The sequence below is a fragment of the Bartonella sp. AA168HLJHH genome, from assembly GCF_042197365.1.
Classification (GTDB): domain Bacteria; phylum Pseudomonadota; class Alphaproteobacteria; order Rhizobiales; family Rhizobiaceae; genus Bartonella.
Genome location: NZ_JBHIRS010000020.1, coordinates 1 through 14,547, shown reverse-complemented (window position 1 = coordinate 14,547; position 14,547 = coordinate 1). Strand labels below are relative to the sequence as shown.

The 14,547-nt window shown below is 40.3% G+C and carries 20 protein-coding genes and 2 pseudogenes; 15 read left to right on the top strand and 7 right to left on the bottom strand.

The features are described from left to right. Positions 1 to 421: pseudogene (locus tag ACFINM_RS08415) on the top strand (hypothetical protein); the annotation flags it as partial. A 320-nt stretch (positions 422 to 741) separates the two neighbouring features. On the opposite strand, the gene ACFINM_RS08410 reads toward ACFINM_RS08415, so the two are convergent. Then, positions 742 to 921 carry a hypothetical protein gene (locus ACFINM_RS08410; protein ID WP_375621862.1) on the bottom strand — a complete coding sequence of 60 codons (180 nt, stop codon included), beginning with the start codon at positions 919 to 921 and terminating at the stop codon, positions 742 to 744. 119 nt (positions 922 to 1,040) lie between these two features. Here ACFINM_RS08410 and ACFINM_RS08405 point away from each other — a divergent pair, with 119 nt between their 5' ends. Together ACFINM_RS08405 and ACFINM_RS08400 are read left to right on the top strand one after the other, a co-directional pair. Continuing rightward, positions 1,041 to 1,316 (top strand): type II toxin-antitoxin system RelE/ParE family toxin, encoded by a 276-nt coding sequence (locus ACFINM_RS08405; protein WP_273791641.1) that lies wholly within the window; start codon positions 1,041 to 1,043, stop codon positions 1,314 to 1,316. Positions 1,317 to 1,346: 30 nt separating this feature from the next. Then, the gene (locus tag ACFINM_RS08400; RefSeq protein WP_375627782.1) at positions 1,347 to 1,676 is read left to right on the top strand and encodes a HigA family addiction module antitoxin; all 330 of its coding nucleotides are present in this window, start codon (positions 1,347 to 1,349) and stop codon (positions 1,674 to 1,676) included. 47 nt (positions 1,677 to 1,723) lie between these two features. Here the strand turns inward: ACFINM_RS08400 and ACFINM_RS08395 are convergent, their stop codons facing one another. Next, positions 1,724 to 2,002 carry a hypothetical protein gene (locus ACFINM_RS08395; RefSeq protein WP_375627783.1) on the bottom strand — a complete coding sequence of 93 codons (279 nt, stop codon included), beginning with the start codon at positions 2,000 to 2,002 and terminating at the stop codon, positions 1,724 to 1,726. Then, a complete protein-coding gene (locus ACFINM_RS08390; RefSeq protein ID WP_375621859.1) occupies positions 1,999 to 2,754 on the bottom strand; it encodes an antA/AntB antirepressor family protein in 756 nt (251 codons plus the stop codon). Before ACFINM_RS08390 ends, ACFINM_RS08395 begins: the two co-directional genes overlap by 4 nt. Positions 2,755 to 3,136: 382 nt before the next feature. Here ACFINM_RS08390 and ACFINM_RS08385 point away from each other — a divergent pair, with 382 nt between their 5' ends. The 8 genes from ACFINM_RS08385 to ACFINM_RS08350 are packed head-to-tail and all read left to right on the top strand — an operon-like array spanning position 3,137 to position 9,300. After that, complete coding sequence (locus ACFINM_RS08385; protein WP_375641069.1) at positions 3,137 to 4,348, top strand: phage tail sheath subtilisin-like domain-containing protein; 1,212 nt, start codon at positions 3,137 to 3,139, stop codon at positions 4,346 to 4,348. Next, entirely contained in the window at positions 4,348 to 4,854 is a 507-nt protein-coding gene (locus ACFINM_RS08380; protein WP_375641068.1) for a phage major tail tube protein, read from the top strand. The genes ACFINM_RS08385 and ACFINM_RS08380 overlap by 1 nt, the downstream gene beginning before the upstream one ends. Before the next feature lie 2 nt (positions 4,855 to 4,856). Further along, positions 4,857 to 5,144, top strand: a complete 288-nt coding sequence (locus tag ACFINM_RS08375; protein ID WP_375641067.1) for a phage tail assembly protein — start codon at positions 4,857 to 4,859, stop codon at positions 5,142 to 5,144. 38 nt (positions 5,145 to 5,182) lie between these two features. Continuing rightward, positions 5,183 to 5,254 (top strand): GpE family phage tail protein, encoded by a 72-nt coding sequence (locus tag ACFINM_RS08370; protein ID WP_081486138.1) that lies wholly within the window; start codon positions 5,183 to 5,185, stop codon positions 5,252 to 5,254. Beyond that, complete coding sequence (locus ACFINM_RS08365; RefSeq protein ID WP_375641066.1) at positions 5,251 to 7,383, top strand: phage tail tape measure protein; 2,133 nt, start codon at positions 5,251 to 5,253, stop codon at positions 7,381 to 7,383. Before ACFINM_RS08370 ends, ACFINM_RS08365 begins: the two co-directional genes overlap by 4 nt. 5 nt (positions 7,384 to 7,388) lie before the next feature. Beyond that, a complete protein-coding gene (locus ACFINM_RS08360; RefSeq protein ID WP_375641065.1) occupies positions 7,389 to 7,769 on the top strand; it encodes a phage tail protein in 381 nt (126 codons plus the stop codon). After that, on the top strand, positions 7,766 to 7,990 hold the full coding sequence (locus ACFINM_RS08355) for a tail protein X (protein WP_375641064.1): 225 nt from the start codon (positions 7,766 to 7,768) through the stop codon (positions 7,988 to 7,990). Before ACFINM_RS08360 ends, ACFINM_RS08355 begins: the two co-directional genes overlap by 4 nt. Beyond that, positions 7,987 to 9,300, top strand: a complete 1,314-nt coding sequence (locus ACFINM_RS08350) for a contractile injection system protein, VgrG/Pvc8 family (protein WP_375641063.1) — start codon at positions 7,987 to 7,989, stop codon at positions 9,298 to 9,300. Before ACFINM_RS08355 ends, ACFINM_RS08350 begins: the two co-directional genes overlap by 4 nt. A gap of 38 nt (positions 9,301 to 9,338) precedes the next feature. Here the strand turns inward: ACFINM_RS08350 and ACFINM_RS08345 are convergent, their stop codons facing one another. After that, positions 9,339 to 9,662, bottom strand: a complete 324-nt coding sequence (locus ACFINM_RS08345; protein ID WP_375620473.1) for a type II toxin-antitoxin system PemK/MazF family toxin — start codon at positions 9,660 to 9,662, stop codon at positions 9,339 to 9,341. Further along, on the bottom strand, positions 9,662 to 9,886 hold the full coding sequence (locus ACFINM_RS08340; RefSeq protein WP_273791685.1) for an antitoxin MazE family protein: 225 nt from the start codon (positions 9,884 to 9,886) through the stop codon (positions 9,662 to 9,664). The genes ACFINM_RS08345 and ACFINM_RS08340 overlap by 1 nt, the downstream gene beginning before the upstream one ends. A 142-nt stretch (positions 9,887 to 10,028) precedes the next feature. Between ACFINM_RS08340 and ACFINM_RS08335 the strand changes: the two genes are divergently transcribed. From ACFINM_RS08335 to ACFINM_RS08320, 4 genes are all read left to right on the top strand, one after another. Next, positions 10,029 to 10,691, top strand: coding sequence for a lysozyme (locus ACFINM_RS08335; RefSeq protein WP_375641062.1), 663 nt, complete (start codon positions 10,029 to 10,031; stop codon positions 10,689 to 10,691). After that, positions 10,688 to 10,915 carry a hypothetical protein gene (locus ACFINM_RS08330; RefSeq protein ID WP_375641061.1) on the top strand — a complete coding sequence of 76 codons (228 nt, stop codon included), beginning with the start codon at positions 10,688 to 10,690 and terminating at the stop codon, positions 10,913 to 10,915. The genes ACFINM_RS08335 and ACFINM_RS08330 overlap by 4 nt, the downstream gene beginning before the upstream one ends. Before the next feature lie 131 nt (positions 10,916 to 11,046). Beyond that, positions 11,047 to 11,259, top strand: coding sequence for a hypothetical protein (locus ACFINM_RS08325; RefSeq protein ID WP_375620805.1), 213 nt, complete (start codon positions 11,047 to 11,049; stop codon positions 11,257 to 11,259). 207 nt (positions 11,260 to 11,466) lie between these two features. Further along, on the top strand, positions 11,467 to 13,509 hold the full coding sequence (locus ACFINM_RS08320) for an ATP-binding protein (protein ID WP_375641060.1): 2,043 nt from the start codon (positions 11,467 to 11,469) through the stop codon (positions 13,507 to 13,509). A 112-nt stretch (positions 13,510 to 13,621) separates the two neighbouring features. On the opposite strand, the gene ACFINM_RS08315 is transcribed toward ACFINM_RS08320, so the two are convergent. Together ACFINM_RS08315 and ACFINM_RS08310 are read right to left on the bottom strand one after the other, a co-directional pair. After that, positions 13,622 to 14,155 (bottom strand): antA/AntB antirepressor family protein, encoded by a 534-nt coding sequence (locus tag ACFINM_RS08315; protein WP_375613911.1) that lies wholly within the window; start codon positions 14,153 to 14,155, stop codon positions 13,622 to 13,624. Positions 14,156 to 14,430: 275 nt separating this feature from the next. Further along, positions 14,431 to 14,547, bottom strand: a pseudogene (locus tag ACFINM_RS08310) (integrase); the annotation flags it as partial.

Here is a 14,547-nt window from a genome sequence, read left to right as displayed (position 1 = left end):
AGGTAATTCTGGAGGAACAACGACCGTTGGCAAAAATTTTATTACGGCGACAGGAGGATATGGTGGTGGGGGTGCTTATTATAATACATCAAGGGGAAATACTTATTACTATTCAGGCATTGGTGGTGCTGGGGGCATTGGGGGAAATTTTGGTTTAGCAACAGACGCACATCTAGGAATTGCCAAAGGCGGAAATGGTTATGCTGGAACGAATGGAATTACGAGTAAAACAAGCGGTAATGGAGGCGATGCTGGAGGTGATACATCACGTGGTGGCTCTGGAGGAGTCGGCAAAGGTCACTATAGTTCAGGAAAAGCAGGGCGTGGTTTTGGCGGCGGCGGGGCTGGTGCTCACTCTGATTCTTCTCCAAGTGGTGCTGGAGCTGATGGCGCTGTCCTTATAAGGTTATGGAAAGATTAATTACATAACCAAAGATAGCACAAGTCAAATGGATAGCTGTTGTATAAGCTGGCTTGTATGATTTTAAGCCCTTCTAAAGCCCTTTAAAGAGCTTTTTGACTGACAGTGTCAGTCTTATGGAGCATGGTGATGGTTGTTATTCTCTCTTCATTGATTTGGAGAGCAAAATGACAATAGAATTTAAACTTCGTATTCACTTTATTAAGAATGGCAAGGGATCTAAGTTTTTAGCAATATTTGATCAGACAGCCGTTGGTATGTTTGTAAAATCCTTGATGTTAACGTGCAAATTTATCCCCTCCATGCACCTATTCTTCTCTTTACGCATGAGGTGGAGAAACAGGATAGTGTTCTGTTTCATAAGCTTCAATTAACAAAACAAGAGTTTTCATTCTATCAAATTCTGGAGTATTAACTTCTGGCTGCTTATCAAACATTGCAGACACAATTTCTAAAGCTTCTTGGTACTCCCTCTCAGCACGAATTGGTTTGATATTCATTTCTTAAATTCTTGTAGTTCCACAGTGTTGGCATCAATCACATTAAATTGTAACATTTTTGTTGACAATTGTCACTTAATACATTACATCTTACTTAAAATAAAGTTGTTGAGTTTGCTATGATCAAAACATTTAAAAATAAAGACCTCCAATCTCTCTGGGAAACAGGAAAAAGTAAGATTGATAGCAGGCTTCAACAGCGTATTATTCGCCGTCTTGATGCCCTTGACGCGGCTTCTCAAGTTAGTGATATCAATGTACCAGGTTATAATTTTCATATGCTTAAAGGCTTTACTCCAACTCGCTACACAATTCATATCAATGGTCCTTGGTGTATCACTTTTGAATTTAAAGACAGACACGTTTACCATGTTGATCTAGAGCAATACCACTGAAGGTTTTAAGATTTGTAAAGGAAACTATCCATGACCACACGTAATCCTAATCGTTGTCCTTCTCATCCAGGAGAAATTTTAGCTGAATCCTTAGAACATTTAAATGCAAGCAAAACCGAAATTGCTAGGATTCTTCAAATATCACGCCAGCACTTGCACGGTATCCTTAAAGGAGAACGTCCAGTCACAGCCGTAACAGCGGCTCGCATTGGTAAATTGTTAGGAAATGGACCAGCCCTTTGGCTACAGCTTCAAGCCAATTATGATACATGGCATGCCTTGAGGGACATTGATGTCTCTTCTATTCCAACACTAACAGCTAGCGAAATGAATACGCAAATGGAACATAGCCATTCGTAACCTTCTCCCCGCCCTTAAAGACGAGGAGATAAGTCATGTTTTTGAACTTAAGCAACCTTTTTAATAGGGTTCTCGAAATCTGGTTCATAAGCGCGCAATAAAGGATCCATGCTATGCGGCAGTTCTGAATCACCAAAATCTGTTAGAACTATTAAGATTTTAAGTATACTTGGCATCTCATCTTGAAGTTTTAAAATTAAAGCTTTTTCTATGACACTCATAGTATCAACCAGAGCTGTACAATCTTTATCATTCATATTTTCATGTCTAGAAAATTGAGATAATGCCAACCACAAATCGCATAAGAAATTGGTATCTATCTTCATTGCACACCTCCATGGATTTGCTCTCTCAAACAAGCCAATCCTTTTGGTGTAATTTTTGTTGAAGGCAGCACCTTTTCTGTACCATCTGGTCTTTGAATGGTAATAGCGGGACAATCCATGAATCCTTTCTTTATCTTATCCTGATAAGGTAACAGAGGCGCCCCTGGAGCACGCCGATACACCCAATCATGTTTACGCAAATAATCCGTTAAGTCCTTTGGTCGTACCTCTAACATCTTTGCTGCTTCGATAAGACCAAACAGACCATCAGAACGCTTTAAGCCTTCTAAAGCTTCTGCTTTTGGAGTCAATTCAGCAATAGTGTTATCCTTTTGCTCGATTTGACTTTGTAAGTGATTCAAAACACCAAGTAATGCTTCGGGTTTGGAATAATCAACTTGTGATGCAGCTATCTGTGGGGTTGCTACTTGTTTTAAAAGCCTTTCACATTTGATAAAGTATAAACGGGCTTCTCTACCTTTCTTATTATTCTCAAGCATAGAAAGTTCTTTAGCTACACTTAAAGTTAGATGATAATCTTTACGATTGTGACCACCCCTGCCTTTGCTCCCCAAAATCGGGGAGCAAACAAAGTCTTGATTTTCTAATAAATTATATTTGTTAATACGGTCTGTAATCCAAGTAGAGAAATCTTTTCCTATTTCCAAAAACGCATGTAATTCGCGCGCATTTACCGTTTGAACAGTTTCCTGATCAATTATTTGTTCCAATATTGGAATAAGAGTGTTCATGAGAACTCCTTATCGTTAAATGTTTTTGATTGACACTCGATAAAAGAGTGCCGGGTGCTCAAAAACACGGCGATAAGTCCGTCGTTATGCTTTCCCCCAAAGGGTATTGTATAGCGTAACCACACCCGACAAGCCATTTATATGCTATACGCATATAATGAGTCAAAGCTTTTAATCTGCGGAAAAAAGACTGTTTCGGCAATCCACCCGCTTATCGTCAAGGTGTTTTTGAGGCACCTGATTCGAAAATACACATTGCATAAATAATGTCAAGCTATTTTCGATAATTTTTTATCATTATGCCGGTCTAACAAATACAGCAATCACCCCCTCATTTTTCCCATTCATTTTCATTCACCCCTCATTTAAAGGAGCATAAAGTATGGCAACAGGTTTTCTACACGGTGTTGAAGTCGTTGAGGTCGACGACGGTACACGCCCCCTTCGCGCGGTTCAATCCGCAGTTATCGGAATTGTTGGCACAGCACCTGATGCCGATGACCGAGCATTTCCCCTTAATACACCCGTTTTGGTAACAGGCTCTCTTTCACAAGCAGCTAAACTGGATAAAACAGGCAAGCGTCAAGGTACCTTACCCAATGCCCTTGATCTTATTTTCAAGCAAGTGGGAGCCATTGTTGTTGTCGTGCGTGTGAACGAAGGTGACAATGAAAATGCAACACTCACCAATGTTCTAGGTGGTGTGAATGCAAATGGCGCTTATGAAGGCGTCCATGCTTTGATTGGAGCGGGGTCCATTGTGGGACAAACACCACGCATTCTCATCGCTCCAGGCTTTACACATCAACGCCCTTCCAGTGTGAATATTGAAGAGAATGGAACTGGTGCAACTGCCAACCCCGTCGCAGCAGAACTGATTGGCATTGCAGAGCGTCTGCGTGCTATTGTGGTGCTTGATGCACCAAACACGACAGATGAAGCAGCCCTTAGCGCAGCAAAGGATTTTGATTCAAAACGCGCCATTCTCATTGACCCGTTTGTAAAGGTAAATCGTGATGGAAAAATCATAGAACAGCCGGCAAGTGCAGCGGTTGCTGGTGTCATTGCCAAAACAGATTTTACCCATGGTTTTTGGCATTCTCCTTCCAATAAAGTGATCAATGGAATTGTGGGAACTGCACGCCCTATTGATTTTTCCATTGGGGATCGATCAAGCCGCGCCAACCTTCTTAACGAACAAAACATCACAACAATTATCCGCGAAAATGGTTATCGCCTCTGGGGTAATCGCACCCTTTCAAGTGATACAAAATTTGCTTTCTTATCCGTAGTACGCACCGCAGATATGATCAATGATGCCATTTTGCGCGGACATCTATGGGCTGTCGACCGCAATATCAAAAAAACCTACATGAATGATGTCAGTGAAAGCGTCAATGCCTATTTGCGTGATTTAAAAGCACAAGGCGCCATTCTTGGTGGGCGCTGTACGCCTGATCTAGAGCTTAACACAGCAAGCGCCATTGAAGGCGGCAGAGTCTATTTCAATGTCGAATTCACACCAACAACACCAGCAGAACACATCACATTCCGTTCACGCATTGTGAATGATTATTTAGAGGAGATTTTTTAATGACCGTACCCGTATTACCAAGAGTTTTGAAGTATTTTAACATTTTTGTCGACGGTATTCCCTATCAAGCAAAATGTGAAAGTGTCACCCTACCGAATTTGAGTTTGGTCGTTGAAAGTTATCGCGGTGGTGGCATGGATAGCTCTATTGAAGTTGACCTTGGTCTTGAAACCCTCACACTTAGCATGACCATTTCTGATTGCTCTCCAGAATTGATGGCACTGTTGGGGCGCACAGATGTCGACATTTCATTACGAAGTTCAATGCAAGCGCAAGGCACACCCGCAGAAGGTGTTGTCATTACCATGAGAGGACTTTGCAAAGGCTTTGAAATGGCAGAATGGCAACCGGGCAGCAAAGCAACTTCTACGGCTACATTCACATTGCAGTATTTCAAATATGTCCAGAAGGACGTTGAAATCGTTGAGATAGACGTCCTCAACTTGGTGAGAAAATTCAATGGCGTCAATCAACTCGCAGACCATAAAAACAATATAGGATTATAAAAATGACCGTCCAAACAAGCATTACACATAAATTATTGATACCCATTGCCTTTGAAGGAAAAGAGCACACCACAATTACCTTACGGCGCCCCAAAACAAAAGATTTGCAAGCAATCGACAAAAAAGAAGGCGTAGAGCAAACAATTGCTATGATCGCACGTCTTTCTGAATGGCCGCATGAAGCGGTTGGAGAACTCGATATTAATGACTTGTCGAGCATTGGAGAGATTTTGGAGTCTTTTATCAAGCGGCGGGATACCTCGACTGGGAAACCGCCGCTAAACTCATAGCCGATATTACCATTGTGTTCCATTGGTCCCTTTCAAAGATGATGGAAATGGAACCGCAAGAACTCATATTCTGGCGAAATCAAGCAGCAGAAAGGTATAAGACAAAATGAGTGAAAAAGTTGCTGATGCAAAGGTAAAATTGTCTCTTGAAGACAAACTCACCGCACCTCTCAAACATCTTCAAAAAAAATTCGATACATTGTCAAAAACACTCTCACATAGTTTGGGTATTCCGCGCTTTTCTGCTGCTGTCAAAAACATGACAAAAAGCCTTCATGGCGTTCAAAGTGCTCTTGGAGTGGCGGCAAGCCGTGCTTCGGTCTTTACTGGTGTCTTGGGGCTTGCTGGTGGTGGTCTTGTGGCAAGTGTAGCCGCCCTCACCATGAAAACCATGCATCTGGGCGATAGTCTTTATCACGCATCACACCATTTAAATATGAGTGTTGCATCACTTCAATTATGGGGTGATGCAGCCGATAATTCAGGCACTTCTGCCGAACTTTTTCAACAATCCTTAGCGGTTTTAAATAGGCGTTCAGCACAAGCATATGCCGGACAAAAAAGAGGCATGATGGGCTTTGAAGCACTTGGCATTTCTGTCAAAAACACTTCTGGAAAACTCAAATCCACTTCTGTCTTGTTAGAAGAAATTACCGACAAGATGAGTAAGATGAAAAGCCAAGCACAAAGACAGCATATTGCCGCTCTGCTGTTTGGGGGCGATGGTAAAGAAATGGCGACCATGCTTGCACAAGGCATGGCACCCATTAAAGAACTGTTTGCAAAGGCGCGGAAAGGAAAATGGCTGATAGGTGCCGATGTGGCACGCTATGCAGCAGATTTGAGTGACAAGCTTGGTGCCTTTAAGAAAAAAATAGGCGGTATCGCGAGCTTTATTGGCGCGCGTTTCATGCCCGTGATCAATGACATGATTGACGGTTTTTCTCGCCTGATTGATGAAAACCGCGACCTCATTCAAACAACCGTTGCGAGCTGGGCGAAAACCTTAAGAAAAGTCTTTAATGATTTGCTTAATCCTACCTCTGATTTAAGAAAAGGTATCAGTGATCTCACAGAGAGGATTAAAGTATGGTTCCAATGGCTAGAACCTCTAATTGGTGAAATAACCCTCTTTAAGGTAGGACTTGTAGCACTTGGTTCCTTCATTTTTGGTCCACTCATTGCCGCATTAGCCGCAGCGGGAGCAGCGTTTGTCACGCTTGGCTATACTATAATGACCACACCTATCGGTTGGCTAATTGGGGGTATCGCGGTACTTGCCGCACTCTATAAATATTGGGATGAACTCAATGGCTGGGTAGCTGCATCTTTAGCCGCGGTTGGAGCAGTTCTTACCGGAGCATTCATTGCGGCAATGGTACCGGCAGCTTCTGCAGTTGCGGGTCTTGCACTATCTCTTGTAGCTTCACTCATTCCAGCAATAACTGCCGTTAGTTCTGCTTTTATATCGCTTGGTATCGCAATCATGACCACACCTATCGGCTGGATCGCTGGCGGCATAGCAGCCCTTGTTGGAGTTGGATATCTGCTCTACAAAAATTGGGATACGGTAGTAAGCTTCATAAGCAACTTGTGGAATTCTTTTGCGAGCTTATGTAGTAACGTTTTCAATAACCTCTTGACGCTCTTTAAAAACTTTTCACCACTTTCTTGGATTTCAAAAAAAATCAATGCATTGATTGAGTGGCTGTTTGGGATCAATCTCATGGAAGTAGGAACCAATCTCATTGGTAGCTTGTGGGACGGTATCAAAAGCCAATGGAATGCTCTGTCTGATTGGCTTAGCGGCATGATAAGCAAATTAACCAGCTGGATGCCTAATTGGATGAAAGAAAAGCTAGGCTTTAATGTTTCAATCAACAAAACTTCAACCCAAACAATTAAAACCTTTACCGATGATACCAATGCACGTGCAAAAAAAATGGTTGATACAGTAGTGGTTACAAACACCCCGCCTGAAAAACGCAAGAGTGGTTTTAATACAAGTGTCGTTGAAACAGGACAAACGCAGGCAACAAATAAAGTAGGTGCCTTTAAAGCTCCAAAGCCAATTACAGTTCATAAACCTGTTGAAGTAGATGCCCGTGTAACCATTACAAATCTAAATATTTCAGTACCAAATGGTCTCAAGGACGAAATCAGAGACGCTGTCAATCAAGCACTTGAACGCTATGCAAAACAGCAACGTTTAGCCATAGCCTCTAGCCTTTCGGATTAAATACCATGATGTTAGCTTTGGGTGGTTTTATTTTTTCGATTGAAACAGCAGCTTATCAAACACTTGATATGTCTTATGGGGTTCCATGGGTAGAGCAAGGACGATTGGGGAGCAAAGCAGCTCTTCAATTGCCTGCCGTTGCAAATGCGGAATTTTCTTTAACTGGTGTGATTTATCCAGATTTCAAAGGTGGTCATAGACAGCTCGAATATTTACGGCAAATGGCACATAAAGGACCTCACATTCTTGTGACTGGTCAAGGCAAAATCTTAGGTAAGTTTGTCATTCTTTCTGTAGAGGAAAAGCAAAGTGTTTTTCATCATAACGGCACCCCAAAAAAACAAGAATTTACAATAAAATTGAGAGAATATGGTGAAGAGCTATGAGTGATCTTTACATGACCAAAGATGGTGATATGGTTGATGCCATTTGCTGGAAATACTATGCCAAAGGTCAACAAGCCCTTGCTGTTGAACGCGTTTATGCAGCAAATTTTGGTCTTGCAGACTATGGACCCATTTTAAAAGCAGGAATCACAATCGTTTTGCCAACCCTCCCCTATCCTAAAGCCACACCGGTAATCAGAATTTGGGGCAGTCAATCATGAAACCTTTTTGCACGGTTCTGGCAAATGGAGAAGACATCACCAAAACTCTTATGGATTATGTTTTGTCGATTGAAATTACCGATGAAGCAGAAAACAAAAGTGATCGTATCACTATAGAGCTTGATGACCGTGCGCGTGACAGTGATAACGGCTTTCTTGATATTCCTCTCATCGGGACAGTTATTTCCATAACACTTGGCTATGAAGGCGGGAAAAACCGCGATATGGGAGCCTATCTGATAGACGAAATTTCTGTAAGCAGCCCACCGCAAAACTTAAGTGTTACAGGACGCGCCGCATCAATGAACACGTCTTACAGAACCCCAAAAAGCCAATCCTACCACCAGAAAACCCTTGGCAGTATTGTTCAAGAGATAGCAGAGCGTAATGGCTATACACCAAAGGTTGATCCTTCTCTTGCAAAAATCGTTGTGCGTCACATTGACCAAACAGCTGAAAGCGATATGGCTTTTGCTACACGCCTTGCAGAAGAATATGATGCGGTAGCAAAGCCCGTTGATGGCAAACTTGTGCTTGCCAAACGGGGTGAAGGCAAAGCCATTACCGGTGAAACACTCCCTATTGTTGTTATTCATGAGGAACATTGCACCTCTTGGGATTTTAAATACAGTGCGCGGGATGAAGCAGGTGCAGCCAATGGCTTAGAAACAGATGTGGGAGACGACCAAAAAGCCGCGGCTGATGCACGAGAACCAGAAGAGATTGATGATGATGAAAACTTTATCCATATGGATGACAGTGATCGAGCAGCACCATCATCATCTGAATCGGAAAAAGCAGAAACAACACCTGAGAAAGAAGAAGAAGACAAAGAGAAAAAAGGCGGTGTTCTCGCAACTTATCATGATATCCGCAGTGGTGAAAAAAAAGAAGTCAAAGTTGGTAATCCGCCGTTCCATGAACTCAAATACACCTACCATAACCAATCAGAGGCTGTTGCGGCCATTGCTGCTTATCGCAATAAATCATCACGCGGTAAGTCTTCTTTCTCATGTGATATCGGTGGTGATCCCTTTGTGCAAGCAGAAGCAAAGCTTGTTCAAGAGCCCCCTTTCCGCCCTTATATACCGGCAGAATGGCGCATCAAAAGCGTTAAACACAAACTTGATAAAACGGGTGGTTACACCACAAAAATAGAGTGCGAACTTTTTGATGCATCACAAGAAGATGCGGCTGGAAACGTTGCAAACACAACACCAGAAAAGGATGATACCCTTGATCCAAACGCCCCACCAAACGCATGCGACGAAGGCGAAGGCGTCATCCATATGGATGAGGAAGATATATAAACAAAGCTATTTTATGATGATAAAAAGAAATACTATTTTTATTTTACTATTCCTAAAAATACAGCTAAACAGCGTTCAATTTCTACCATTTTATCTGCATGAATGGAGCCGAAAGCTGGACTAACTTTTTCACATCTTACCGTCATAATCTTATCAATCATTACTTGCGAAGGTTTTTGTAAACCATTTTTTGTGTTTGGCTGAATCGTAATGCGGAGTAATGGCGCATCAACAAGTGTACTTGTAATTGGTAAAACCGTTACACTTGTATGCTCACTAAATTGATTAGCTTGAATGATTAACGCAGGTCTTGGTTTACCAAAATCGCCTTGCATAGCTATTGTGACGAGAGATCCACGCATTATTCTGTCCAGCCATCAACATCCATTAAAGATTGATCCATCAACAACTGCATAGATGTATCTGTTTTATCCATTTTTGCGACTAAGCGACATTGGCGTCGGCACTCTTCTGCAAAGTTCGGTTGGCGAATATCTGGTACCCAAATTTGCATTAAACGCAAACCTGCTTTTCTTTGTGCGTTGCGATGTTTTTGAACGCGTTCATTGACGTGCATTGTAGCCATAACAAAATCTCCATTATGTTTCATGTAACGTATAACACAGAAAAAAGTTACATGAAACAAGATTTTTAATAAAAGGCAATAATTGTAATTTTTAATATTCACTCATCCCCGCCTTGTGTGGGGCTTTTTTATGGAGCAACACATGCGAAAAATATCATTAGAGGGACTTGCACTTATCAAACAATGGGAAGGCTTGCGTTTAAACGCCTACAAAGATACCATTGGGGTGTGGACAATAGGTTATGGACATACAAACAATGCTGGAAAGCCTTTTGTTTATGAAGGCATGACCATCACGGAAAAGCAAGCAGAAGAACTTCTTTGCCAAGACTTAAGACAATTTGAAAATGTCGTTGAACGCGCTGTTACAGTTTCATTAACAGATGAACAATTCGCGGCGTTAGTGTCATTTTGCTATAATGTAGGAACAACAGCCTTTTGTAACTCGACACTGTTAAAAAAGCTCAATCAAGGTGAATATGAAGCTGTCCCTGCCGAGCTACAGAAATGGACCAAAGCAGGCGGGAAGCGTCTTGAAGGTCTAGCACACCGGCGCGCGGCAGAAACAGGCTTATGGGCAAAAGGGGCTTTTGTTTCCTCCAATTATCAAACAGTAGAAACGCAAGCATCAACGGGGGTTTTCAAAGCAGAAGCACTTGCACCGATTATTGGCTCTTTTTCTGGTCTTGGAGGCTTATTAGCAGGCAATGGACCCATCCAATGGGCTTTGGCAACCATTATGGTCTTAGCAGCATGTGCTGGTATTTTCTTTGTTGCTAAACGCTTTCAGGAGCATCGTCTATGATCTTATGGATGAAAAGAAATCTGATGATAACAGGCGCGGCTTTAGCCGCTTTTTTTATTGCATTAGCAAGAGCTTTTACTCTTGGGAAAAAAGCAGAGCAACAAAAGCAAACAGAAAAAGCTTTAAAAGCAGCCACAACACGTCTGGAGGTGGAAAGTGAAGTTAATCAAAAAAGTGATGCTGATGTGCGCGTTGCTCTCTCTGACTGGTTGCGCGACAAATAAATATGCTTCTTCTTGTGTTGGCTGGTTGCCAATTTATTTAGATAAGCAAGATCTGAACGCCATCAGTTCCAATTTAGCAAGAGAGATCTTAAAGCATAACAAGCAGGGCGAACGTGTGTGTGGGTGGAAACATGGCTAGAAAAAAAACACAAGACGATACAGAGCTTACGGAAGCAGAAAAAGAAATACTTCAAGAAATCATCATGACCTACAAAAGTGTAAAAGTGATGTCGCGTTATACGAAATGGATTGTACTCATTATACTCTTATTAGCGCTTGATTTTTCACGTATTATGGATGCGTTTGTAAGTATTTTTACACAAAAACCAAATATCCGACTCTAAACATACTCTGAGACGCGCGAAATTCTTTAGAAAATGGATTCTTAAATTTGCTCGTCTCATGGAGGCGATAGAGAATGCCTTCGCCCATTTAAAACAGTGGATTTCAAAGAATTAAAAATTTGTTCTATAATAATAACAAATTGTTAATATACGTGCGTTTAATAGGTATATTTCGTAATATTATCGGCTAAAAAGGTGGGAATAATTATGGAAAACGTCGCAGTTCAAAAACAAGAAAAGAATAAAACTGAAAAGTTTTCTATGAAAGAAAATCTTGCTGGAAGAGTTCGTCGTTTTCCTAAACCGTCCACTGAAATGGAAGCTTTGCAGCCTGTTTTTGAAGCGGTAAGCAACGCTATTCACGCGCTTGAAGATTCTAAGCAAGAAGATTACAAAAGCGCGGGTAACATAGATATAGAAATCAAAGATATAGATAAAAATGAAACACTTGAAATTATAGTTAAAGACAATGGTGTAGGATTGGATGATGAGCACTTTCAAGCTTTTTGCACTGTAGATACTAATTTTAAATTAGAAAAAGGAGGAAAAGGAGTTGGGCGGCTGCTATGGTTGGATGCCTTTAAGAAAATACGAGTTAAAAGTATATTCCTTGAAGAAGATCAGCTTTACCAGAGAAGCTTTACATTTTGTTTGGAAGAGGAAAATCAGATTCTTGATCATTCAAAAATACCTCTTATTAATCAAGAAGTAACCGGAACAGAAATTATTTTTACCGGTTTAAGAGATGTAGCGTACCAAAAACATTTTCCACGCGAAACTGAAGCAATTATCGATCATATTGGGGCACATTTTTTTTCAGATTTAATTTTAGAACAACTTCCTCAAATAACTTTTCGTGATGATCAGATGTCTGTCAATTTAGCGCAGAAAGTTAAAAAATATTTAGTAGAAAATAGGGGAGAGATTACACTTGAAACCGCAGATTTTGGTTTATTAAAAATTCGTAATTTTATTTGTATGGCGGATGCTAACCTTAACTTTAAAGGGAAGAACCACTATCTACATCTTTTCGCACATGATCGTACTGTGACTACTGAAAGCATCGATAACCTTATTGGTTTCGGAAAATTTGGAGACCAAGGGCTAGTGTATCATGGTTGCATAAGTGGTCAGTATTTAGATGATAGAGTTAATCAAGAAAGAACGCATTTTTCTTTTAAGAATAAAATATTGAAAAATATTTTACGTTCCGTTGCTAACAATATTGTAGATAGCGTTCTTGCTCCAGAAAATGAAGAATACGAAGAAAAACGTTTAAATAAATTAAAAGAATTTTGTAGAACACATCCTTCCTATTGTTTTGATAGTTATGAAAAACTATTAGAAAAACTTCCTAAATCTGCAAAGGATACAGAAGACTTTGTTAAGACACTGGCTATTCATAAGCTTCGAAGAGAAAAAAAGCAAAATTTGAGAATTGAAAACATATACCGTGAAATTACTAAAGGGAATACTAATACATACAGCTTTTCCCAAAAAGTTTCTGAACTTGCAAAAGAAGTTAAAGATGAAGAAACAAGACAGTTAGCAGAGTATGTTATACGTCGTAAAGTTATACTTGATATTTTAGGAGAATTAATAATAGAGGTTAAGAAAAATGTTAATGGTCAAGAAGTCCCGCATCTAGAGAAAACATTGCATGAACTTATTTGTCCAATGCGTGTTCGGGGCGATGATCCTGAATCTCAGGAAAATTTAACGCATGATTTATGGATTATTGATGAGCGATTAACATTTACAAAATACTTCGCTTCGGATGTGTCTATCAAAAAAATCGCGAAGAATAGTACAAAAAGAATTCGTCCTGATTTATTATGTTATGATAAATTGCATGCTCTAGGACTTGAAGGTCGTCTTGATGCAGATCTGGACAAGTTAATGTTGGTGGAGTTTAAAAGACCAGGTCAGAAAACATATAAAACGGGTTACACCCCCATGGAACAAATAAACATATACCTTAATGAACTTAAAGGAAAAAGTATAAAGACATTTGATAATAAGAAAATAAAGATTTCAGAGCAGTGTGTTTTTTATTGTTATATTATTGCCGATATAGAAGGTGAACTTAAAACGCAAACGTCGACATGGCAGAAAACAGCTAATGGGCGAGGGAGAACTACTCTTCTACAAGGTGATTTTCGAGGATCCGTTGAAATAATAGAATGGAATGATTTATTGCAGGATGCAAAATTAAGGAATGAAGCATTTATTTCTAGATTAAAGGTTTAATTTTTAGATGCGATAGACAATATCTTCGCACATTTAAAACAGTAGCTAACCAAAAACTAAAAGCTTTATCCCCTCCCCACTTTTGAAATGGGGAGATGAATCGTGTTTTAAACTAAGCCGCTTTCACAACAGATCTTGCTAGAACGCGCTTAGCTTCTTTAATGATGGCTTTATATTTTCTATTCTCTTCATCTACTCTGAAGGCATCAAGAAGACGAACATGTATTGGACCCAGAAGATACAAAACTTTTTCACCAGCGTTCATACCTTCCCAATAACTTGGCAAATCAAAGCGTGTATCACGGTCATAATCAACAGCTTGGGTTCTCAGTTTCTTTTCACATTCAATAAAGTAACGGCGTGCTTGACGTCCTTTCTCATTGCGTTCAACCATGGAAAGTTCTTTCGCCATGTCTAAGGTGAGGTGATATTCTATGCTTGGACGACCGCCTTTAGGTTTTACTCTTTTTTGAGTAAAACTCACAAAGTCTTGATTTTCTTGAAAAGAATATTCTTCAATCCGTCGTGAAATCCAATCGTTGAAGCGTATATTAACGTCTAAAAACGTATGTAACTCACGCGCGTTAACGGTTTGAACAGTTTCCTGATCAATGATTTGTTCCGTAATTTCTATAAGAGTGTTCATAGCGAACTCCTAGTTGTTAGATGTTTTTCATTGACACTTTTTATAAAAATGCCGGGTGCTGAAAAACACGGCAACTAGCCCGTCGTTATGCTTTCCCCGTAAAGGGTATTATATGGCATAACCACACCCGACAAAGCTATTATATGCGTCTAGCATACAATGAGTCAAAGCTTTTAAATTGCGGAAGATCAGTTATTTCGGCAACCAATCCGCTAGTTGTTTTAAGGTGTTTTTCAAGCACCTCATTCGACAATAGACACATTGTTATAATCCTGTCAAGCCTCTCCTGATATAAAAGACGCCCACTGCTCTAAAAGAACATGTCGCTGTTCTAAAAAATCCGTTCGCATATAAGCTTTTGTCACTGAACTCCCAACTGAATGGGCAAGAAC

Excerpts from the sequence above, each read along its gene's own strand:
- ACFINM_RS08410 (WP_375621862.1), bottom strand. The coding sequence starts at position 921 with ATGAATATCAAACCAATTCGTGCTGAGAGGGAGTACCAAGAAGCTTTA.
- ACFINM_RS08405 (WP_273791641.1), top strand. The coding sequence starts at position 1,041 with ATGATCAAAACATTTAAAAATAAAGACCTCCAATCTCTCTGGGAAACA.
- ACFINM_RS08400 (WP_375627782.1), top strand. The coding sequence starts at position 1,347 with ATGACCACACGTAATCCTAATCGTTGTCCTTCTCATCCAGGAGAAATT.
- ACFINM_RS08395 (WP_375627783.1), bottom strand. The coding sequence starts at position 2,002 with ATGAAGATAGATACCAATTTCTTATGCGATTTGTGGTTGGCATTATCT.
- ACFINM_RS08390 (WP_375621859.1), bottom strand. The coding sequence starts at position 2,754 with ATGAACACTCTTATTCCAATATTGGAACAAATAATTGATCAGGAAACT.
- ACFINM_RS08385 (WP_375641069.1), top strand. The coding sequence starts at position 3,137 with ATGGCAACAGGTTTTCTACACGGTGTTGAAGTCGTTGAGGTCGACGAC.
- ACFINM_RS08380 (WP_375641068.1), top strand. The coding sequence starts at position 4,348 with ATGACCGTACCCGTATTACCAAGAGTTTTGAAGTATTTTAACATTTTT.
- ACFINM_RS08375 (WP_375641067.1), top strand. The coding sequence starts at position 4,857 with ATGACCGTCCAAACAAGCATTACACATAAATTATTGATACCCATTGCC.
- ACFINM_RS08365 (WP_375641066.1), top strand. The coding sequence starts at position 5,251 with ATGAGTGAAAAAGTTGCTGATGCAAAGGTAAAATTGTCTCTTGAAGAC.
- ACFINM_RS08360 (WP_375641065.1), top strand. The coding sequence starts at position 7,389 with ATGATGTTAGCTTTGGGTGGTTTTATTTTTTCGATTGAAACAGCAGCT.
- ACFINM_RS08355 (WP_375641064.1), top strand. The coding sequence starts at position 7,766 with ATGAGTGATCTTTACATGACCAAAGATGGTGATATGGTTGATGCCATT.
- ACFINM_RS08350 (WP_375641063.1), top strand. The coding sequence starts at position 7,987 with ATGAAACCTTTTTGCACGGTTCTGGCAAATGGAGAAGACATCACCAAA.
- ACFINM_RS08345 (WP_375620473.1), bottom strand. The coding sequence starts at position 9,662 with ATGCGTGGATCTCTCGTCACAATAGCTATGCAAGGCGATTTTGGTAAA.
- ACFINM_RS08340 (WP_273791685.1), bottom strand. The coding sequence starts at position 9,886 with ATGGCTACAATGCACGTCAATGAACGCGTTCAAAAACATCGCAACGCA.
- ACFINM_RS08335 (WP_375641062.1), top strand. The coding sequence starts at position 10,029 with ATGCGAAAAATATCATTAGAGGGACTTGCACTTATCAAACAATGGGAA.
- ACFINM_RS08330 (WP_375641061.1), top strand. The coding sequence starts at position 10,688 with ATGATCTTATGGATGAAAAGAAATCTGATGATAACAGGCGCGGCTTTA.
- ACFINM_RS08325 (WP_375620805.1), top strand. The coding sequence starts at position 11,047 with ATGGCTAGAAAAAAAACACAAGACGATACAGAGCTTACGGAAGCAGAA.
- ACFINM_RS08320 (WP_375641060.1), top strand. The coding sequence starts at position 11,467 with ATGGAAAACGTCGCAGTTCAAAAACAAGAAAAGAATAAAACTGAAAAG.
- ACFINM_RS08315 (WP_375613911.1), bottom strand. The coding sequence starts at position 14,155 with ATGAACACTCTTATAGAAATTACGGAACAAATCATTGATCAGGAAACT.